This window comes from Ureibacillus acetophenoni, assembly GCF_900220965.1.
GTDB classification, from domain to species: domain Bacteria; phylum Bacillota; class Bacilli; order Bacillales_A; family Planococcaceae; genus Ureibacillus; species Ureibacillus acetophenoni.
Genome location: NZ_OBQC01000011.1, coordinates 15,799 through 33,302 on the forward strand (window position 1 = coordinate 15,799; position 17,504 = coordinate 33,302).

The 17,504-nt window shown below is 36.3% G+C and carries 13 protein-coding genes; 12 read left to right on the plus strand and 1 reads right to left on the minus strand.

Annotated features, from left to right (window positions below; all coding sequences use genetic code 11):
* The first annotated feature begins 9 nt into the window (after positions 1-9).
* From CRO45_RS13875 to CRO45_RS13910, 8 genes are all read left to right on the plus strand, one after another.
* Positions 10-2,181 (plus strand): Mu transposase C-terminal domain-containing protein, encoded by a 2,172-nt coding sequence (locus tag CRO45_RS13875; protein WP_097150229.1) that lies wholly within the window; start codon positions 10-12, stop codon positions 2,179-2,181.
* Complete coding sequence (locus CRO45_RS13880; protein WP_097150230.1) at positions 2,162-3,868, plus strand: ATP-binding protein; 1,707 nt, start codon at positions 2,162-2,164, stop codon at positions 3,866-3,868. The genes CRO45_RS13875 and CRO45_RS13880 overlap by 20 nt, the downstream gene beginning before the upstream one ends.
* On the plus strand, positions 3,837-5,723 hold the full coding sequence (locus tag CRO45_RS13885; RefSeq protein WP_170949496.1) for a TnsD family Tn7-like transposition protein: 1,887 nt from the start codon (positions 3,837-3,839) through the stop codon (positions 5,721-5,723). The genes CRO45_RS13880 and CRO45_RS13885 overlap by 32 nt, the downstream gene beginning before the upstream one ends.
* Positions 5,724-5,999: 276 nt before the next feature.
* Positions 6,000-6,605: a class I SAM-dependent methyltransferase gene (locus CRO45_RS13890; RefSeq protein ID WP_097150232.1), complete on the plus strand. Its 606-nt coding sequence runs from the start codon at positions 6,000-6,002 to the stop codon at positions 6,603-6,605.
* Complete coding sequence (locus CRO45_RS13895; protein ID WP_097150233.1) at positions 6,602-7,219, plus strand: CadD family cadmium resistance transporter; 618 nt, start codon at positions 6,602-6,604, stop codon at positions 7,217-7,219. The genes CRO45_RS13890 and CRO45_RS13895 overlap by 4 nt, the downstream gene beginning before the upstream one ends.
* Before the next feature lie 121 nt (positions 7,220-7,340).
* Complete coding sequence (locus CRO45_RS13900; protein ID WP_097150234.1) at positions 7,341-7,709, plus strand: ArsR/SmtB family transcription factor; 369 nt, start codon at positions 7,341-7,343, stop codon at positions 7,707-7,709.
* Positions 7,702-9,831: a heavy metal translocating P-type ATPase gene (locus CRO45_RS13905; protein ID WP_097150235.1), complete on the plus strand. Its 2,130-nt coding sequence runs from the start codon at positions 7,702-7,704 to the stop codon at positions 9,829-9,831. The genes CRO45_RS13900 and CRO45_RS13905 overlap by 8 nt, the downstream gene beginning before the upstream one ends.
* A 384-nt stretch (positions 9,832-10,215) precedes the next feature.
* Complete coding sequence (locus tag CRO45_RS13910) at positions 10,216-10,791, plus strand: type II toxin-antitoxin system PemK/MazF family toxin (RefSeq protein WP_235864601.1); 576 nt, start codon at positions 10,216-10,218, stop codon at positions 10,789-10,791.
* A gap of 799 nt (positions 10,792-11,590) precedes the next feature.
* Here the strand turns inward: CRO45_RS13910 and CRO45_RS13915 are convergent.
* Complete coding sequence (locus tag CRO45_RS13915; RefSeq protein WP_097150236.1) at positions 11,591-13,189, minus strand: glutathione ABC transporter substrate-binding protein; 1,599 nt, start codon at positions 13,187-13,189, stop codon at positions 11,591-11,593.
* A gap of 299 nt (positions 13,190-13,488) precedes the next feature.
* Between CRO45_RS13915 and nikC the strand changes: the two genes are divergently transcribed.
* The 4 genes from nikC to CRO45_RS13935 are packed head-to-tail and all read left to right on the plus strand — an operon-like array spanning position 13,489 to position 17,379.
* On the plus strand, positions 13,489-14,388 hold the full coding sequence (gene nikC, locus CRO45_RS13920) for a nickel transporter permease (RefSeq protein ID WP_408057152.1): 900 nt from the start codon (positions 13,489-13,491) through the stop codon (positions 14,386-14,388).
* Positions 14,389-14,405: 17 nt separating this feature from the next.
* Positions 14,406-15,329, plus strand: coding sequence for a nickel ABC transporter permease (nikB, locus tag CRO45_RS13925; protein ID WP_097150237.1), 924 nt, complete (start codon positions 14,406-14,408; stop codon positions 15,327-15,329).
* Positions 15,330-15,343: 14 nt separating this feature from the next.
* On the plus strand, positions 15,344-16,366 hold the full coding sequence (locus CRO45_RS13930; protein ID WP_097150238.1) for an ABC transporter ATP-binding protein: 1,023 nt from the start codon (positions 15,344-15,346) through the stop codon (positions 16,364-16,366).
* Entirely contained in the window at positions 16,363-17,379 is a 1,017-nt protein-coding gene (locus CRO45_RS13935) for an ABC transporter ATP-binding protein (RefSeq protein ID WP_097150239.1), read from the plus strand. Before CRO45_RS13930 ends, CRO45_RS13935 begins: the two co-directional genes overlap by 4 nt.
* The last annotated feature ends 125 nt before the right edge of the window (positions 17,380-17,504 follow it).

The window sequence follows — 17,504 nt, forward strand, 5'->3', positions numbered from 1 at the left end:
AGGAATGGAATGTTTGTAGTCAATGACATAATTCGTATCGAAGAAGCCAGTGGTAAAGAACGATTGGAAAGAATTATTTGGATAGATGAAGGAAATGTCGTCTGCTATACAATTGATATGGAGAAAGAAAGCACAACCCCTATCAAACGGAAAATCTCTGATTTACAGCAATTGCATAATGAACAATTGTTATCGCTAAATGTTAGTGATCCTTATGGGTTCATTTATCAAGATGAGGAACAACTATCAGATAAAAGCAAGAAATTACGGGATGAACGGTGGGAGTGCATTAAAGACATGGTTTCACAAGAGCCAGAAATATTCGAAAGTGACAAACGGGGTCGCCTTATAAAAGCGGCGGTTACTAAAACAGGGAAAACCAAACGACTGTTTTACAAATATTTGGTTCAATACTGGCAGAGAGGGAAAGTCAAAAACGCATTGCTTCCTGATTATAAGGAGTCTGGGGGTAAAGGAAAAGAAAAAACCTATAAAGATAGGAAGAATGGGAGACGCAAAAAGTTTGAAGATATCGTTGGGGAAGGAATCGTCATCACCGATGAAATCAAACAAATCTTTGGGGTCAGTGTTCAAAGATTTTATCACACTACCAAAAAAAATCCACTGGCTACGACCTATAAATTAATGCTAGAAACCTTTTTTATAGAGGGTTATCGTTATGATAAAGGGGTAAAAAAACCTATTCTCTTTGCTCAAGATAAACTACCTACTTTAAGGCAATTTAAATATTGGTATGAAAAGACCTATAAAGTTGAAGACAAACTTCGCAAAAGAAAAGGAAACCGAAAATATGAATTAAACCATCGGGCGGTTTTAGGAACATCTGTTGGTGATTTATACGGACCTGGAACAAAGTATCAAATCGACGCGACGATTGCCGATGTTTACTTGATAAGTTCTTTTAACCGAAACTGGATCATTGGACGCCCTGTCATCTATGTTGTAATTGATGTATTTAGCCGTATGGTTGTTGGTCTTTATGTAGGTCTTGAAGGACCTTCTTGGTTTGGAGCTATGATGGCTCTTGCCAATACTACAAGTGATAAAGTTTCGTATTGTAAGCAATACGGCATCGAAATAACCAAAGAAGAATGGAATTGTCATTACCTTCCTCAAACGCTGTTAGCCGATCGTGGTGAGTTAGAAGGTTACAATGTGGAGCGGCTTATTAATGCTTTCCATATGAAAGTAGAAAATACACCGCCTTATCGAGCCGATTGGAAAGGGATTGTGGAGCAACACTTTCGAATTATCAATACAAAGGTAAAACCATTTTTGCCTGGAACAATTGATACTGATGTCAGGGTGAGAGGAGACAGAGATTATCGACTAGACGCTACATTAACGTTAGAGGAATTTACAAGCGTCATCATTAAATGTGTCCTTTATCACAACAATCATCATTGGTTAAAAAATTATAACCAAGATGAAATGATGATTGAAGATGAAGTTTCTCTGATTCCTCGTGAGTTATGGAATTGGGGAATAAAAAATAGGTCAGGAAAACTTCGCTCTTATTCGGAAGATATTGTGAAACTTCATCTCCTTCCGACAGCCAACGCAAGGGTGACTTATAAAGGAATCGAATTTAAAAAGATGCGATTCAGCAGCGAGACCGCATTAAAAGAAAATTGGTTCGGGGAAGCAAGAGAAAAAAGCTGGAAAATTCCAATTTGTTATGATCCAAGGGATATGTCACACATTTACTTACCAAGTGAAGACGGAAGAAGTTATGAGGTTGCAACCCTATTGGACCATCAAAAGAAGTACAGTGGCAAAACCATCGAAGAAGTCGAGCATTATTTTGCGTATGAATTGTTGAAAGAGCAATCATTTGCACACGAAGAGCTTCAGCAAAGTGTGGATTTAGCTAACGATATTGAACACATTGTTCAAAAAGCGAAAAGATCTTTGGATAAAGAAAAAGTGCAGATGAGCAATAACCAAAAGGTTAAAGGAATTCGCGAGAATCGATTAATGGAAAAGGAAGCAAGGCGAAAAGAAGAAGCCTTTTTACTAGCAGATGCTATTCCAATCCTTCAGGAAGTTGAAAATAAAGAAAAGGTTGAAGAAGTTACTCCTATTAAGGGTGTATCGAAAATGGATTTATTACGTCAAAAGCAAAAGGAGAAGTTGAAACATGCAATTAGCAGCAAGTGAATCACAAAATATGCATGGGGAAGAAATGGTAGATGCCATTTATAGTGAACAGATTGTTCAAGATTATGAATCCAATCCTTTGATTGAAGCACTTCCCCCAATTTTTACGGAGGATGACGTCATTGAACAAATTTCGATGTTTCCTCCGTTTGATGAAAAAGAACGGACCTTAAATCCGAATTATCGGTTTCATTGTATCCAGAGACTTTTTCAATATTTTCAACCTTTCGAGAAGCATTTGGATCTTGAACAAAGGATTTCTAGAGCTATTCGACAAGGATATTTGCACCGTAATCCAATGAAAAAAGAAGAAGTGATGCGAGTTCATGAGAGTTACAAAGCAATTAAAGAGGGTAAATTTTTGAAAAGTTACCAAACAGAAACTAAACGAACTGCTGCTGGCTTTACGATTATTGGTCTATCTGGAATTGGAAAATCGACTGCTATCGAAAGAGTGCTATCATTTTATCCGCAATTAATCAAACATCATCAATATAAAGGTAAGCCATTCATTTTTACTCAGATTAGTTGGATGAAGCTAGAATGTCCCTTTGATGGGTCGTTAAAAGGATTATGTATGAGCTTTTTTTCAGAACTAGATCGATTACTTGGTTCCAACTATTTAAACAAATTCGGAACACAAAAAAATACCACCGATTTAATGCTTCAGAGAATGGCACATCTTGCAAGTCTTCATGGCATTGGATTACTTATTATCGATGAAATCCAACACCTAAGTTTCAGCAAAAGTGGCGGTTCTGATAAGATGCTTAATTTTTTTGTAACACTTGTGAATACGATTGGTATTCCTGTAATTATGGTAGGAACCAATAAAGCAATCTCAGTGTTACAGAGTGAGTTTAGACAAGCCAGACGTGGTAGTGGTCAAGGAGATATGGTTTGGTCACAAATGCCACAAGACGTATCGTGGGATTTATTTATGGATGGGATGTGGGAGTATCAGTGGACAACCGAATATACACCTCTATCATCTGAACTTAGTGAATTGATTTACGAGGAGAGCCAAGGAATTCTAGACATTGCAGTGAAACTTTTCATATTATCACAGGTAAGAGCTATTGCAACAGGAGAAGAAAAATTGAGTAAACAAATAATCAAACAAGTGGCTAGCGACAGTCTTAGATTGGTAAAGCCTATGTTAGATGCATTAAGGTCAGGAATTCCAAGTGAAATCGCCAAATACGAGGATATTCGACCAATTGATATGGATGAGGAAATGGAAAAATATAAAGCCTCCATAGATTTACAGGAGAAGATTCGCATTCAAAAGAAAATCGAAAAACAAAAACGAGTGAAAAAGGAACAATCCCTTTTAGAAGAAATAACGTTGCAACTATTATCCATGGATTTTGAACCAAAAGAAGTTGAGAGTGCTATTAAAAAGGTGCTTCAGCAATTAGGGGAAGACATTGAAAAATCAACTGTGCTGAGAGAAGTTGTAAAATTGCTTATTGATAAAGATGGAAAGAAAGCAGAAAACACAGTCAAGAAAAAGAGGGCAATGTCGGCAAGTGAAAATTATTTAGTCTTCTTAATGCACGAAGCAAGACAGAAGAAGAAATCGGTCCATGAATATTTTTTGGATAAAGGAATCATTAAAAAACCATTAGATGAGTTATGGGAGGATAAAGAAGATGCTACATTGGTTTCCGACGCCATATCCTGATGAATTGCTTTACAGTGTTTTAGCAAGATATCATGTCAGATCAGGGAATACAAGTCCGAAGATGACGACAGAGGAACTGTTCGGAAAACGAACAGTTCGGTCGGTTTGGGATTTACCTGCGAATTTAAATGCACTATTAAAGAATACGGGAGATTACTGGAATGCAGAACAATTAATTTTCAACTATACGATGTACCCTTATTACGCAGCGTTCCTGCTCCCGCTGCAAGCAAAACAGGTTAAACTGGCGATGATGAATGATGAGGGAAGTACGATTCATACTCGAATTGGCATGGCAGCCAGCAATGTGAAATTAAAAGAGAACTTTTGGGTGTGTAGTAATTGTATCAAAGAAGATATGGAAACCTATGGAGAAACGTATTGGCGTCGCATTCATCAATGTCCTGGAGTCTTCTTCTGCCCTCAACACGAGATTGAATTGGAAGAAACAATTGCCCCTGTGAGAGATTATAATCAGCATGAATACATCGTCGCAACGCCATCGGTAAACAGAAGAAAGATCGATGTCAGCGAATTAAAAAAAGACGAGGTTCAACTGTTAAAGAAAATTTCCCAATCTTCATATACCCTGCTAACGATGAACTATCTTCAAAAAGGCAATAACTCTTTACGCAATAAATTTTTGGAACTCTTAAAACAAAACGAATATGCAACACCGAACGGAAGAGTTAAACGGGAAAGACTTTACCATAGTTTTAATGTGAAATTTTCAACTAGATGTTTGGAACTGTTGCAATCGACAGTTGAATTCGATGAAACAGATTGGTTAACCATGATATTTCAAAAACATCGTAAATCATTCCATCCGATTCGCCATTTGCTGGTGATGTCGTTTCTTGATACAGACTTGAATCATATATTTGATAAAAACGAATATCATCCTTTTGGAAAAGGTCCATGGCTATGTCTGAATGCAATTTGTTCGGATTATAGAAAACGTGTTGTAAAAGATTTGCGGATTACATTGGATTATGATACGAGGAAGCCAGTTGGAACCTTTCAATGCGATTGTGGCTTTATTTATTCAAGAAAAGGACCCGATCGAAATGAAGAAGATAAATTTCGAATTGGCACAATAAAAGAATATGGTCATGTCTGGAAGCAAAAGCTGACCACAGCAGTTAACGAAGGAAAAACGCTTACTGAAATTGCAAGAGAGTTTCAAGCAGACCGTGCAACAATCAAAAAATACGCGGATAAATTGCAGTTAAATGTTCCGTGGAAGGCTCCAAAAATTGTAACTAAAATCGTTCAAGATTCGATTGAAGATTTAGAGAAGCAATTACAATTGAGAAAAGAAAAATGGCTGGAAATTCAAGAGTTGTATCCCGAGAAATCTAAGACGGAACTCAGAAAATTGGTACCCGATGTTTATGCTTTTTTGTATCGTAACGACCGAGACTGGCTGAATGATTTTTCACCAATCAAGAACAAAATTCAGACTCCTAACCACCGAGTTGATTGGAAAAAAAGAGATGAGGAATTGTTGGCATTATTAAAGCAAGCGGTTCAAAATTGGGATTTTGATGCTGAAAAACCCACAAGAATCACAGCAACATCACTAGGGAAGAAAATCAACAAGCTGTCCGTATTTGAGAAAAAGTCGGAAAAGCTACCAGAATCAATGAATTTTATCAGTAAAGTTTCAGAAGATTTAGTAGCCTTCCAAAAAAGACGAGTTGAATTCTGCATTAAAAAGTTAAAAGAAGAAGGGGAACCAATCATCGAATGGCAAATATACAGAAAAGCAGGACTTCGTTCAGATGTATCAAACGAAGTGAAAAGGTTTATTTCGCTTAAAGTAACTCAATACGAGAGTCCTAACAATAAATAAAAATGAGCTTAGAGTTTTTCTCTAAGCTCATTTGTCACTTTCATGATGTTCACTTGGCATTTGTTTTACATTCTCCTTTCTGGACATCTTCTTTATAAAAACATTTTTTTTCTAATTTGGATTAATTTTTTACGATATTCTCCTTTTCACTAGTGATTTACTTATGGTTGAAAAGTCATTATTCATTTGATAGTCATTCAAATAAATGTTTGATTAATAATGAAAAGGGGTTATAATATATTCAAATAAATATTTGAATGAGGGGAGTGGTAATATATGGAGTTAAATAAAATTGAGTTTTATATGATGAACAATCCAATAAGACGCTGGTTGCAAAAAAGCATTGAACTTAAAACCTTTAAGGAATTTTTAGATAGGCATAATTTTTCCTTAGAGGGAAAGGCAGTATTGGACGCAGGGTGTGGATCAGGATACAGTACAAAGCTGATTCAAGAATTTCGTCCTGCTGAACTTGTAGGATTTGATATCATGCCTTCGCAAATTGATAAAGCGAAAAAAGAATATCCCGATTTAAATTTCTTTGTTGGCAGCGTGTTAGAAACACATTTAGATTCCAATAAGTTTGATGCTGTTTTTGTTTTCGGAATCCTCCATCATATTCCTCAATGGAAAGATGCAATTATAGAACTTTATCGAGTATTAAAACCAGGTGGGGTACTTTTAGTCGAAGATTTGAATAAAGATGCTTCTCATTTTTTTGCCACTTATTTTAAATTAGATCATCCACCAGAAGCCTACTTTACATGGGATGAATTTACTCATCAACTGGAGGAAACAGGGTTCGACATTTTAGAACAAAAAAGAATTATTTCAAAGGGTGTCGGGTCTTTCCTTTGTTTAAAGAGTGGAGGGAATAAATGATAACAACAATACTTACAGCTGCAGCTATTTATGTAGCGACAGGGATTGATTATCTTGTTATTTTAATTCTATTGTTTTCGCAAATAAAAAAAGGACAGGAAAAACACGTTTGGATTGGAAAGTATTTTGGAACGATTATTGTTATAGGAGCAAGTCTTTTAGTTTCTCTAGGTGTCGCCAACTTGATCCCTCAACAATGGGTCATAGGACTTCTTGGGCTTTTACCCATTTATTTAGGAATAAAGGTTTGGATTAAAGGAGAAGAAGATGAAGATGAAAGCAGCATGTTGTCCTTATTTTCATCAGGTAGATTTAATCAATTATTTCTAACAGTCACTTTTATTGTATTGTCTTCCAGTGCGGATGACTTTTCCATTTATGTACCGTATTTCACGACATTAAATGGGACCGAGATCATTGTCTCTATTATTGTCTTTTTAATAATGATTGGGGTTTTACTCTACGTTGGCTATCGTTTAGCAAATGTGGAATTCGTATCGGAAAAAATAGAAAAGTATGAACGTTGGATTGTTCCAATTGTCTTTATAGGATTAGGAGTCTATATCATGTATGAAAATGGGACATTCAATGCTTTGTTCTCATTCCTATTTTAATTAAAACGCTTGGATTTATTATCCAAGCGTTTTTGATTTCATTCAAATAAATGTTTGAATAATAATGAAAAAGGGTTATAATATATTCAAATGAATATTTGAATAACAAGGAGGGATATTAATGAGTAAGAAAGATTCTTGTGAGGTTTATTGTTATGACGAGGAAAAAGTCAATCGAATACAAGGGGAATTAGAAAAAGAAGACCTTTCTAGTGTTGCCCAATTGTTTAAAGCACTTGCAGATGAAAATAGAGCAAAAATTTCCTATGCTTTATGTCAAGATGATGAGTTATGTGTATGTGATGTTGCTAATGTTATTGGTTCTTCTGTTGCAACGGCTTCTCATCATTTAAGGACATTAAATAAACAAGGGATTGTAAAGTATCGAAAAGAAGGAAAATTAGCGTTTTATTCACTGGATGATGAACATGTCAAACAGTTAATCGTAATTGCTTTAGCACATCAGAAAGAGGTGAAAGCAAATGTCTGAAAAACAAGTAAAACTATCTGAAGAAGAAATGAAAACCTATCGTGTTCAAGGGTTTACTTGTACAAATTGTGCAGCCATTTTTGAAAATAACGTTAAAGATTTGCCAGGTGTCCAGGATGCAAAGGTCAATTTTGGTGCATCTAAAGTGTATGTGAAAGGCAATGCAACGATTGAGGAACTAGAAAAAGCGGGAGCATTTGAAAATTTAAAGATTCGGGACGAGAAAGAGCAAAAAGTGGAACGCGAACCATTTTGGAAGCAAAAAGAGAATATTAAGGTCTATATTTCAGCGATATTGCTTGTGATTAGTTGGTTTTTAGGGGAGCAATACGGAGAAGAACATATCCTTCCAACAATCGGTTATGCAGCGTCTATTTTAATTGGTGGCTATTCACTTTTCATTAAAGGGCTTAAAAATCTAAGTAGATTAAAGTTTGATATGAATACACTTATGACAATTGCCATAATAGGAGCTGCCATCATCGGTGAATGGGGCGAAGGGGCAACCGTTGTAATTCTATTTGCGATCAGTGAAGCATTAGAGCGTTATTCAATGGATAAGGCTCGTCAATCGATTGAATCGTTGATGGATATTGCTCCAAAAGAAGCATTAATTCGCCGTGGAAAAGAAGAAATGATGATTCATGTTGACGACATTCAAGTTAATGACATTATGATCGTAAAACCTGGTCAAAAGTTAGCGATGGACGGAATCGTTATCAAAGGAACGTCCACATTAAATCAGGCGGCAATTACGGGAGAAAGTGTTCCTGTAACAAAAACAGTTGATGATGAGGTATTCGCTGGAACACTGAATGAAGAAGGATTGCTTGAAGTTAAAGTAACAAAACGAGTAGAAGATACAACACTATCAAAAATCATTCATTTAGTGGAAGAAGCACAGGCAGAACGAGCACCTTCTCAAGCGTTTGTTGATAAATTTGCAAAATACTACACACCAGCTATTGTAATTTTAGCGTTATTAATTGCGGTTATTCCTCCATTATTCGGTGGAGATTGGAGCCAGTGGATCTATCAAGGGTTAGCAGTATTAGTCGTTGGTTGTCCTTGTGCGTTAGTTGTTTCAACCCCAGTTGCCGTTGTAACTGCAATCGGAAATGCAGCAAAAAATGGCGTGTTAATTAAAGGTGGCATTCATTTAGAAGAAGCAGGACACTTAAAAGCGATTGCGTTTGATAAAACTGGAACATTAACAAAAGGTATTCCTGCTGTAACAGATATTGTGACATATGGCGGAAATGAAAATGAATTAATGATCATAACGGCAGCGATTGAAAAAGGATCGCAACATCCACTTGCTTCTGCCATTATCAGAAAAGCAGAAGAAAAAAGATTGGATATTAATGGTGTATCGGTTGAAGACTTCCAATCGATTACAGGCAAAGGTGTAAAAGCGAAAGTAAATGACCAAATGTATTATGTCGGAAGTCCAAATCTGTTTGAAGAATTGCACAAAACAATTGAAAGCAACATCAAAGAAAATATTACTCGTATGCAAACAGAAGGAAAAACGGTTATGGTGTTAGGGACCGAGAAAGAAATACTTTCATTAATCGCCGTAGCAGATGAAATGAGAGAAACATCAAAAGAAGTTATTAATAAATTGAATCATATTGGAATCGAAACAGTCATGCTGACAGGTGATAACGAGAGAACCGCAAAAGCAATCGGAAAACAAGTCGGTGTTTCAGATATTCAAGCAGATTTACTTCCAGAAGATAAATTAAACTTTATTAAAAAACTTCGTGAAAAACATCAAAGTGTCGCAATGGTTGGAGATGGGGTAAACGATGCACCTGCACTTGCAGCGGCTTCAGTTGGGGTTGCAATGGGTGGTGCAGGTACAGATACGGCACTCGAAACGGCTGATATTGCGTTAATGTCGGATGATTTAAGCAAATTGCCATATACGATCAAATTAAGCCGTAAGGCATTAATGATTATTAAGCAAAATATTACCTTCTCTTTAGCGATTAAATTAGTTGCATTGCTATTAGTGATACCTGGATGGCTTACATTGTGGATAGCAATCTTTGCTGATATGGGAGCAACACTGATCGTTGTACTAAATAGTTTGAGATTATTGAGAGTTAAAGAGTAGTAAAAAATAAACCAAGATAGTTCTCATTAATATTGGCTAGCTTAGATTATTTAATGGAAGTTCCTTGTTTCGTCATCCAAGCGGTTATAACTCATTGTGAAGTTAGATTCTAGAATTTCCTCAATTTTTGCATGTAAAAAATTAAATATTTATTTTGTTTTATCTTGCGTTATATCTCTCCTTGTCTCACTTGATTCCAATAACAAGGATATAAAAAGTCGAGTACCAGGTTGTCTAGTTGAAGAATATAAAACAAAAATGCTCGGTCTATTAGGATCGAGCATTTTTGTTGTCACAGAAAATAGGAAAATGAGAAAGAAATATATGCGTATTAACTATTTTCAATTATAATAAATGATGGGAATTAAAGGGAGGAAAAACATCTTGTCGAAAAGAGAGTATGAAAAGGAAGCAATAATTGATGAGAAAGATCAAGATAAATTAATTAACGAGCTAAATAGTATCTTTCCTGAAATAAAAAAGCCTTTCTTTAAAAAAACGATTGATTTAATTAAGAATATTCCATTGTTGATAAAGCTTCATTATAATTCAAAGGAAAACAAACGTCTTCAGTCGTTGGATAAAAACAAACTTAAACAACACCCAATTCGACCAACAAGAGGACAAATTTTTAACGCTGAAATAGGCGAAAATATTGGAAGTGAATTGAGTGGAAACCACCTTGTTATCATAATGCAAAATGACCAAGGGAATAAATTGGCGGAAAAGGTTAACGTATTACCAATTGAAGGTGATGGGAACAAAGGGAAAAGACCAATTTATGAAAAGTTAACTAATGACGATTTAGAATGGGGAAAGATTGATAAAGACCCATCACGAATTGTTATAACAAATATCATGACCCTTGATAAAGCACGTCTAGGGATAAGAATTGGAAAAGTTAAAAAAACAAAAATGAACGAAATAAGCCGTTTGTTAAAAGGACAATTAGGGTTATAATCTCTAACAATTGCTTTACATATGAACGGAAACATGTTATTCTGTTTATGAAGATATTTATCCAGCCTCTGTTAGATGGGGCATCGGCTCTTAATAGAGCTTTTCCAGAGGTTGCTTTTTATAGCAGTCTCTTTTATTTATGTATCAATTAATAATAGCAAACATATACTATGTATTATCCAGCCTAGATTTTTAGGCATCGGCTCAGGGTTCAATCCCCCTGATGCTTCTTCCAGGGTTCTCCAATTGGAGAACCCTTTGTTGAATGACAAAAAAGTCGTGTACTTGAGCAACAGCGTACAAAAGTAAATTCTCAATAAATCTATACGAATAGATTCGCCCCATTTTATTGTATTGGGTCTATTTATATGTTGTAAGTATGGTTTTTATAATGCGAAGTAGTTTTTATTTATAACAAATATTTTATCATGTTAATTTGGATAAAGTCTTTTTGTTATTGCAAGATCATAGTCGATGGTAACATTGGATTGAACATTCGCAGTTCCCGACTTTTTTGTACAGTAGAAAAAAACACGGTTCCCGACTTTTATTTTTGTGAATGCTTTCACATAACGTAAGAATGCAGGTTTTAGCAGTTCAGAGTTCCCGACTTTTTTGTATTAAAACAACTCGAATAAAAGTAATAATGCTCGATTCCTTTGGGGATCGAGTTTTTTAGTTATTCCATTAAGTGTTTAAGAAACTTTTTTCTAAGATAACAAAAAACCCTTGATACACTTAATGAGTGATCAAGGGCTTTTTGTTTATAAGCTAGTAATCAAATTATATATTACTAGAATTATTTAAATGTAACGTCTTTAAAGAATGGAGTTCCACTGAAGTTTACGAACAATCCTTCAATTCCGTTCATACCATGAACGAAGTCTGGATGTTGAAGGTAAACCATTGGTACTTCTTCTACTAAAATTTCAGAGATTTCTTTGTATGCTTCGTTACGTTTTTCTTGGTCAGATTCTGAACGAGCGTAGTCAAGAAGCTCGTCAACTCTTTCGTTCTTATAGAAAGAACGGTTACCAGGAGAACCGAATTGAGATGAATGGAATAAAGCATATAAACCGTAGTCAGCATCAGCTGTTACAGTAGTCCATCCTAAGATGAACATTTCGTGGTCACCAGCAGCAGTTTGCTCTAAGAATGCACCCCACTCAATTACTTCGATTTTTACATCGATACCAATTTGAGCTAAATGAGCTTGAGTTAATTCAGCGATATCAGCACGTTCTTGGCTTCCATCGTTTACATAAAGTGTTGTTTCAAAGCCATCTGGGTAACCAGCTTCAGCTAATAATGCTTTAGCTGCTTCCACATCATACTCAAGTGGAGTTAAACCTTGGTAGTTACCAACAACTGTCGGAGCAAGAGGACCAACAGCAGCAACACCTTGACCATCTAAAATACCATTTACAACATCGTCTTTATTAATCGCCATTGCAATTGCTTGACGTACTTTCACATTATCAAATGGAGCTTTTGTTACGTTAAAACCAACATAGTCCATACGTGTACCTCTAACACGGTCGATTTCAACGGAATCCATTGCTTCAACACGAGCAACGTCAGAAGCACCAACTAACATTACGTTAGCTTCACCAGTTTCAAGCATAGCTACACGAGTAGATTGTTCTGGTACAACAACGATTTTCACGCCGTCAACCTTTGCAGGCTCGCCCCAGTAATCATTATTTTTCTCTAATAAAATTTCAGCACCGCGGTTCCAGTTTTTAAGTTTGAATGGACCAGTACCTATTGGGTTCTCATCTACAGTTTTACCGCCATTGTTTTCTTCTTCAATTGCAGAAGGAGCGATAATTGAACCAGCATTATGAGCTAAGTGAGCTGGTAGTGGAGCAAATGGTGAAGAAGTTTTTAAATGAACTGTATAGTCATCTACAATAACTACTTCTTCAATTGTGTTAAGAATGAAAGCTTTTGGAGAAGCAAACTCAGGGTCTGTAATTCTTTCAATGTTTACTTTTACAGCTTCAGCATTGAAGTCAGTACCGTCGTGGAACTTAACTCCTTCGCGTAATTTGAATTCCCAAGTTGTTTCATCAAGAGCACTAAATTCAGTAGCTAATAACGGAACAATTGAACCGTCTGCAGCATAATCCACTAAACGCTCATAAATTTGTGTAGTCGCGTTATTAGAAGCAGTGTCATTTACACCGTGTGGATCTAGTGTTGGAGCATCAGAAGGAGTAACAAATACTAACTCTCCACCGCCACTAGTTGTTGTTTCTTCTGTAGTTGTAGTAGTACTACCTTCTTCTTTATCAGAAGATGTGTCTTTCGTATCCGTACTACCTTGGTTTGTACTACACGCAGCTAACACTAGAATAAGTGTTAACAATAGTAGTTGAAACAAACGCTTACTCATTTTTAATATACCCCCCAATTTTTTATCTTTGGTAATTGTGATATACACGAAATTAATACGTGTATTTTTATAATAGTTAAAAAATTATGAAAAAACAACTATTTTTAGAAGTTTTGTAAAATTGATGTAAAGTTGACAAAAGTATATAAAAACTTACAGTATTATATAAGTTTTGTAAAATTATTCTAATATTATGTTTTAAAAGGCGTAGAAATATTGTAAAATTTTGAGGAGTCGCTATTTTTTAAAAAGACTGAAAAGTACGTCATTAGAAGATTGATAGAAAGGATGATTAGAAATTGGGACAACAACAGTTACAGCCAAATATTAACATTTCTCTAACAGAGAAGCCTGTAAAGAAATCCCGTTGGTTAGCTTTTATGAAAAAGCTCGCTAAAAATAAAGCTGCCATTGCTGGTGCAATAGTAGTTTTAACAGTGTTTATTTTAGCAATTCTTGCTCCCTGGATTGCACCTTATGACCCAACTCATATTGAAATGAGTAAAAAATTCCAAGGTCCTTCGGCTGAGCACTGGCTGGGCACAGATGATAAAGGAAGAGATATTTTAAGCCGACTTTTATATGGATCGCGTATTTCTTTAACTGTCGGTATATTATCAACGTTATTAGGAGCAATTGTTGGAGTAGTTTTGGGTATTGTAGCAGGATATTACGGAAAATGGATAGATTCATTGATTATGAGATTTTGTGATGTCCTTTTGGCATTCCCAGGAATCCTTTTAGCGTTAGCAATTATCAGTATATTAGGTCCAAGTACAGCAAACACAATCATCGCAATAGCAATTTTTGCTGTACCAACATTTGCAAGGATTGTTCGTGGATCTACCTTAGGTGTGAAGAAACTCGAATATGTTGATGCGATACGGGCAATGGGTTCACGTGATTCACGTATTATATTCAAACATATACTTCCGAATATTACTTCACCAATTATTGTACAAGCGACTCTTTATATAGCATCTGCAATTATTACAGCAAGTGCTTTATCATTCCTTGGTCTAGGTACACAACCGCCTACTCCTGAGTGGGGGACAATGTTAGCAAATGGACGTTCGTATCTTGCCCAAGCTCCACATATAACGCTATTCCCAGGATTAGTCATATTGTTAGTTGTTGTTGGTTTTAACTTATTCGGTGATGGTCTACGTGATGCTCTAGATCCGAAAACTAAAAAGTAATGAAGGAAGGTGAGTAGATGCTTACATTTATTATAAGACGGTTTCTTCAAATCATTCCGGTAATGATTGGTGTTACGTTAGCAGTATTTTTAATGATGCACTTAATTCCTGGAGACCCAGCTCAAATTATGGCCGGAGAAAGAGCGGATGAAGCACAAGTCGAGCAAATGAGGGAAAACTTGGGGTTGAATGACCCTTTACATGAACAATATTTGCGTTATGTTGGTAACGCAATTCAAGGCGATCTAGGTACTTCCATTCGTACGAATCGCCCGGTTGTAAATGAGATTTTTGATAGTCGTATATGGATTACAATTGAACTGGCATTTTGGGGAACTGTGCTAGCAGTTATATTTGGCCTTATAGCTGGGATTATTTCTGCGACAAGAAAATATTCTTTTGCGGATGTATCCCTTATGATTGTTGCTTTATTTGGGATGTCGATGCCTAACTTCTGGCTAGGAATTATGTTAATCTATTTCTTCTCAGTAAATTTAGGTTGGTTCCCAATTGTAGGGTGGGAATCGTGGAAACATATGGTGTTGCCGGTCATTACAATTGGGTCCGGTGGGGCAGCTATTATCGCTCGTATGACACGTTCAAGTATGCTAGAAGTTCTTGATAATGACTACATTCGAACTGCCCACGCAAAAGGGGTAAGTGAAAGATTAGTAGTCTATAAGCATGCACTACGTAATGCATTAATTCCAGTTGTAACTGTGGTAGGGCTTCAATTCGGTACATTACTAGGTGGTGCTGTTATTACAGAAACAGTTTTTGCAGTAAATGGTATTGGTCGTTTAGTAGTCGACGCGATTAAAGCGCGAGATTTCCCAATGGTGCAGGGTGCAATATTAGTCTGTGCAGTAGCCTTTGTATTAGTGAATTTCCTTGTAGATATTGCATACCGATTAATAAACAAACGAATTGACTTGAACTAAGGGCGGTGAAAAGGATGTCTAAATCAAATAATAATATTTTAGAAGTGAAGAATCTCTGTACGTCCTTCTTCACTGATGAAGGAGAAGTTAAAGCTGTTGATGGTGTCGATTTCTTTATAGAAAAAGGAAAAACAGTAGGAATAGTTGGTGAGTCTGGATCTGGAAAGAGTATTACCTCTCTATCAATCTTAAGACTTATCCAAGAACCGGCTGGCAAAATTGTAAACGGTGAGATTATTTTTAAAGGTGAAAACCTTCTTGAAAAGTCAAAGAAGGAAATGAGAGCAATTCGGGGAAATAATATTTCAATGATTTTCCAAGAGCCAATGACCTCTCTAAATCCGACGATGACATGTGGAGAGCAAATAGCTGAATCAATAAGAATTCATCAAAAGTTAAGCAGGAAAGAAGCTAAAGAAAAAGCGATTGAAATGCTAAAGCTTGTTGGAATTCCTTCCCCTGAAAAGCGTGTAAAACAGTATCCATTTGAGCTTTCAGGTGGTATGAGGCAGCGTGTTATGATTGCCATTGCACTTGCGTGTAATCCTGAATTATTAATTGCTGACGAACCAACAACAGCATTGGATGTTACGATACAAGCTCAAATTCTTGACCTAATTCGAAAACTCCAAAAAGAATTGGGTACATCGCTCATGATCATTACCCATGATCTTGGGGTAGTAGCCGAGATGTGTGAAACAGTGGCCGTAATGTATTGCGGGAAAATCGTTGAGTACGCGGATGTAAAGACGATTCTTACGAATCCGAAACATCCTTATACAATTGGATTGTTAAATTCTGTTCCAAGGCATGATCAGCATTATGAAGGAGATCTTCCTGTTATTAAAGGTTCCGTACCAAGTCCGTTCAATTTACCTAAAGGATGTCGATTTGCAACTCGTTGTCCTCATGCGAGAGATATCTGTCATAACCAGTTACCGGAATTGAAAACAATGGACGATGGAAATCAGGTCCGCTGTTGGATACATACGGATGTATGGGAGAAGCAAGAAGAGGAGGTGGCATCAAACTCATGAGTAAACAGCCACTATTAGAAGTTAAAAATCTTAAACAATACTTCCCTATTAAGGGAGGAGTCCTTGGCAGAACAGTAAACCATGTTAAGGCTGTTGATGATATTAGTTTTGAAGTTTACGAGGGTGAGACAGTTAGTATCGTGGGAGAATCAGGATGTGGAAAATCTACTACTGGTAGAGCTATCCTTCGACTTGATGAACCGACAGCTGGTGAGGTTAATTTTGATGGAGAGGATCTACTTTCTTTAAATAAGTCTAAGATGCGTGAAAAAAGAAAGGATTTACAGATTATTTTCCAAGACCCATATGCTTCTTTAAATCCTCGTCAAACAGTTGGTCAAATTATTGAGGAAGTATTAAAAATACAGAATATAGGAACAAGCAGTAAAGATCGTCGTGAGAAAATCATTTCACTTCTTGAAACTGTTGGGATTGGCGCTCATCAGGTTGATCGATACCCACACGAATTTAGTGGCGGTCAGCGTCAACGAATTGGAATTGCACGTGCATTATCTGTTAATCCAAAGCTAATTATTTGTGATGAGGCAGTTTCCGCTCTCGACGTGTCCATCCAGGCACAGGTTCTAAATCTATTGAAAGAGCTTCAACGAAAGTTTCAATTAACATACTTGTTCATTTCCCATGATCTAGGGGTAGTAAGACATATTTCGGATCGAATAATTGTAATGTACTTAGGGAAGGTTGTGGAAATTAGTGATACGCAATCTCTATTTGAAAATCCACAACATCCATATACGAGAGCATTGTTATCTGCTATTCCAAGCATGAATTTTGAAGAAGAAAAGAGAGAAAGAATTATTCTTACAGGGGATGTTCCATCGCCTATTGATCCACCAAAGGGGTGTCGATTCCATACACGTTGTCCTTACAAAATGGAACGTTGCGCAATAGAGGAGCCTGTTTTAAATTCAGTCTCCGACGGTCAAAGAGTAGCTTGTCATTTAGTTGAAAAAGGTGCAGTTGATTATACAAAAATCCCAGTAAATAGCTAATATTAGTGCCGGCACTCATTCGATTCTGAACGATCAGAATTGTTTGGGTGACTGGCTCTTTTAATCTAGAGGAAAAGTTTTGATTATTAATCTGCTCAAAGTGAAAGGAAATCCTTTAATAAGAG

What these genes read in the sequence shown, in the direction of transcription:
- CRO45_RS13875 (WP_097150229.1), top strand. Translation starts at nt 10, where the DNA reads ATGTTTGTAGTCAATGACATAATTCGTATCGAAGAAGCCAGTGGTAAA.
- CRO45_RS13880 (WP_097150230.1), top strand. Translation starts at nt 2,162, where the DNA reads ATGCAATTAGCAGCAAGTGAATCACAAAATATGCATGGGGAAGAAATG.
- CRO45_RS13885 (WP_170949496.1), top strand. Translation starts at nt 3,837, where the DNA reads ATGCTACATTGGTTTCCGACGCCATATCCTGATGAATTGCTTTACAGT.
- CRO45_RS13890 (WP_097150232.1), top strand. Translation starts at nt 6,000, where the DNA reads ATGGAGTTAAATAAAATTGAGTTTTATATGATGAACAATCCAATAAGA.
- CRO45_RS13895 (WP_097150233.1), top strand. Translation starts at nt 6,602, where the DNA reads ATGATAACAACAATACTTACAGCTGCAGCTATTTATGTAGCGACAGGG.
- CRO45_RS13900 (WP_097150234.1), top strand. Translation starts at nt 7,341, where the DNA reads ATGAGTAAGAAAGATTCTTGTGAGGTTTATTGTTATGACGAGGAAAAA.
- CRO45_RS13905 (WP_097150235.1), top strand. Translation starts at nt 7,702, where the DNA reads ATGTCTGAAAAACAAGTAAAACTATCTGAAGAAGAAATGAAAACCTAT.
- CRO45_RS13915 (WP_097150236.1), bottom strand. Translation starts at nt 13,189, where the DNA reads ATGAGTAAGCGTTTGTTTCAACTACTATTGTTAACACTTATTCTAGTG.
- nikB (WP_097150237.1), top strand. Translation starts at nt 14,406, where the DNA reads ATGCTTACATTTATTATAAGACGGTTTCTTCAAATCATTCCGGTAATG.
- CRO45_RS13930 (WP_097150238.1), top strand. Translation starts at nt 15,344, where the DNA reads ATGTCTAAATCAAATAATAATATTTTAGAAGTGAAGAATCTCTGTACG.
- CRO45_RS13935 (WP_097150239.1), top strand. Translation starts at nt 16,363, where the DNA reads ATGAGTAAACAGCCACTATTAGAAGTTAAAAATCTTAAACAATACTTC.